This is a genomic window from Pseudomonas sp. P7758 (assembly GCF_013386485.1).
In the GTDB taxonomy this organism is placed as follows: domain Bacteria; phylum Pseudomonadota; class Gammaproteobacteria; order Pseudomonadales; family Pseudomonadaceae; genus Aquipseudomonas.
On record NZ_JACARS010000140.1, the window covers coordinates 1 to 3,430 of the forward strand.

Genomic DNA, 3,430 nt, shown 5'->3' on the forward strand with positions numbered 1-3,430 from the left:
GCTTGCTCGCGTAAGCGGTGGGTCAGTGACAGATTTGCTGACTGACACACCGCCTTCGCGAGCAATCCCGCTCCCACATTTTGGCCCTGTTTCAAATCAGGACAGGCAGTGGTTAACGAATTGTCGGCGCCCTCGCCCAATCCAGCTCACTGGCCGGCATCGGCCGACCAAACCAGTACCCCTGGCCAAGGTCACAGCGCTGTTCCAATAGAAACCGCGCCTGCTCAACCTGCTCGATACCTTCGGCATGCACCTGCATGCCCATGCTCTGCGCCAACGCGATCACTACCCGCACGATCGCCGCATCGTCCTCATCCCATGGCAACCCGGCGACAAAACCCTGGTCGATCTTGAGCTTCTGCACCGGCAAGCGCTTGAGCCGCAGCAGCGATGAATAACCGGTGCCAAAGTCGTCGATGGCCAGGCGCAAGCCGAGCTCACGCAGGCGATGCATTTGCTCAAGGGCGACTTCCGGGTCTTCCATCACCGCGCTTTCGGTGACTTCCAGCTCTAAAAGCGCCGGATCCAGCCCCGTGTCGTGCAGCACCTTGGCTACTTGCTCATACAGCTCACGCCGGGCAAACAGGCGGCTGGACACATTCACCGCGAGAAACGTCAGCGGTGCGCCGTCTGCCAGCCATTGGCACATCTGGCGGCAGGCCTGGTCCATGACCCAGGCGTCGATGTCGGCAATCAGCCCGGTGCGCTCGGCAATCGGGATGAATTCCCCCGGCGGCACCAGCCCGCGCTCCGGGTGCTGCCAGCGCACCAGGGCTTCGACGCCGATCATTCGGCTGTCTTGCAGGTCGTGCACTGGCTGGTAGTAAACCCGCAGCTCCTGCTGATCCAGGGCGCGGCGCAGTTCACCGGCCATTTCCACGCGGTGCTGGGCGTGGGCGGTAAGCTCTTCGGTGTACAAGGCGTAGCCTTCGCGGCCGGCGCTCTTGGCCTTGAACAACGCGGAGTCGGCGTTGCGCAGCAGTTGCTCGGCGCTCAGCGCGTCGCTGGGGAACAGGCTGATGCCGATGCTCACGCTGATAAACAGTTGATGGCCGTCGAAGATGACCGGTTCTTTCATCGCGTCGAGAATACGTTGCGCCAGGGCGGCGGCCTGGCCCACCTGTGGACAACTTTCCGCCAGCACCGCGAACTCGTCGCCGCCCAGGCGCGCCAGGGTCACGCCGGGGCCGAACAGGCCTTGCAGGCGCTCGCCGACGGCCTTGAGCAACTGGTCGCCGACGTTATGGCCGAGGCTGTCGTTGATGATCTTGAAATGGTCGAGGTCGAGCAGCAGCAAGGCGCAGCCACGTTTATGGATCTGCGCGGAGGCCAGGGCCTGTTCGGCACGATCGGTGAACAGCAGGCGGTTGGGCAGGTCGGTCAGCGGGTCGTGATGGGCCAGGTGCGCCAACTCGCTCTCGGAGTGCTTGATGGCGCTGATATCGGAGAACACCGCGACGTAGTGGCTGATATGGCCCTGCTCATCACGGATCACCCGGATGGTCTGCCACTGTGGGTAGATTTCGCCGCTTTTACGGCGGTTCCAGATTTCACCGCTCCATTCACCGTCACGTTCCAGCGTCTCGAACATCGCCTGGTAGAAACTGGCCGAGTGGCGCCCGGACTTGAACAGGCTCGGCTGGCGCCCCAGCACGTCTTCGCACTGGTAGCCGGTGATTTCGATAAAGGCCCGGTTGACGTGAACAATCAGCCCCTGGGCATCGGTGACCAGCACCCCTTCGCGGGTGCAATCGAACACGGCGGCGGCCTGGCGCAGGCGCTCGCGGTTTTCCTTCAGTGGCTGCTGGATCAGGTTCGCCCGGGCAAAGTGCGCGCAGAGCAGGTAGATCGCCAGGGCACTGAGGCTGACCCACAGGTAACCGCGTATCTGAAGCCAGCGGCCCAGCTCCACGGGTTCATCGATAAAGTTGATCAATACCTGATGGCTGAGCTGAATCCACACAATCGAAACCAGCAGGTACATCAGCCCGGCACGCAGGGCACCTCGGTATGAAAACAGCATATGTTCAGTAATCCTTACTAAAAAACCAGATTCGCCCTACAAAGGCTACGGATTATAGAATAAGAAACATCCAGTCACTCCTATCTGAAAGGGCGGCTGGTTTTATCTGTAGGCTTAGTGATAATGCGCAAGCTGGTTTTTTCTTTATCTGAGGGCCATACAGCCTATGTGGTACAACGGTTTTCTTGACTTGTCGGCCTGGCAACTGGTGGCAGTCACTCTGTTGATGACCCACGTGACCATTGTCGGGGTCACGGTCTATCTGCACCGCTATTCAGCCCACCGCTCCCTGGAGCTCAATGCTGGCCTGAAACACTTCTTCCGCTTCTGGCTGTGGCTCACCACGGCGCAGAACACCCGCGAGTGGACCGCTATCCACCGCAAACACCACGCCAAGTGCGAAACCGTCGACGATCCTCACAGCCCGGTGATCAAGGGCCTGTCCACCGTGCTGCGCAAAGGCGCCGAGCTGTATCGCGCCGAAGCCGAGAACCCCGAGACCCTGCGCATCTACGGCAAGAACTGCCCGGAAGACTGGATCGAGCGCAAGCTCTACACCCCGTACCCGCTGCTGGGCGTGGCGATCATGGGCGTGATCGACCTGCTGCTGTTCGGCACCATCGGCATCACCATCTGGGCCATCCAGATGATGTGGATCCCGTTCTGGGCTGCCGGCGTAATCAACGGCCTGGGTCATGCCATCGGCTACCGCAACTTCGAATGCCGCGACGCGGCGACCAACCTGATTCCCTGGGGCATCATCGTGGGTGGCGAAGAACTGCATAACAACCACCACACCTACCCCAACTCCGCCAAGCTGTCGGTGAAGAAGTGGGAGTTCGACCTGGGCTGGGCCTGGATCAAAGTGTTCAGCTTCCTGCGCCTGGCCAAGGTGCAACGGGTCGCGCCGATCGCCCACCGGGTCGAAGGCAAGGGCAGCCTGGACATGGACACCGCGATGGCGATCCTCAACAACCGCTTCCAGATCATGGCCCAGTACCGCAAGTTGGTGATTGGCCCGCTGGTCAAGCAGGAACTGGAGAAGGTCGATCACTCGGTGCGTCACCAATTCCATCGCGCCAAGCGCCTGCTGTCGCGGGAAACCAGCCTGCTGGATGACCGCCACCACGTGCGCATCCAGAGCATGCTGGAACACAGCCAGGCCCTGAAAGTGATCTACGAGAAGCGCCTGGCGCTGCAACAGATCTGGCTGAAAACCAGCACCAACGGCCACGACATGCTGGCGGCGATCAAGGAATGGGTGCACGAGGCCGAGGCGAGCGGGATTCAATCCCTGCGGGACTTTGCCCATCAGCTGAAGACCTATTCGCTGCGGCCTGCCGCGGTCTGATACGGCTGTAGCGAGCCGATTTTTTGTGGCAGGGGAGCTTCTGTGGCGAGGGAGCT

The 3,430-nt window shown here is 61.1% G+C and carries 2 protein-coding genes; one reads left to right on the forward strand and one right to left on the reverse strand.

What is annotated here, in order from left to right; translation table 11 throughout:
- Nucleotides 1–112 precede the first annotated feature (112 nt).
- Nucleotides 113–2,023, reverse strand: coding sequence for a phosphodiesterase DibA (gene dibA, locus HX873_RS26135; RefSeq protein WP_177045619.1), 1,911 nt, complete (start codon nt 2,021–2,023; stop codon nt 113–115).
- Between the two features lie 166 nt (nt 2,024–2,189).
- Between dibA and desA the strand changes: the two genes are divergently transcribed.
- Nucleotides 2,190–3,374: a delta-9 fatty acid desaturase DesA gene (gene desA, locus HX873_RS26140; protein WP_003218147.1), complete on the forward strand. Its 1,185-nt coding sequence runs from the start codon at nt 2,190–2,192 to the stop codon at nt 3,372–3,374.
- Nucleotides 3,375–3,430 lie beyond the last annotated feature (56 nt).

Coding starts and splice junctions, on each gene's coding strand:
- desA (WP_003218147.1), top strand. CDS start 2,190: ATGTGGTACAACGGTTTTCTTGACTTGTCGGCCTGGCAACTGGTGGCA.
- dibA (WP_177045619.1), bottom strand. CDS start 2,023: ATGCTGTTTTCATACCGAGGTGCCCTGCGTGCCGGGCTGATGTACCTG.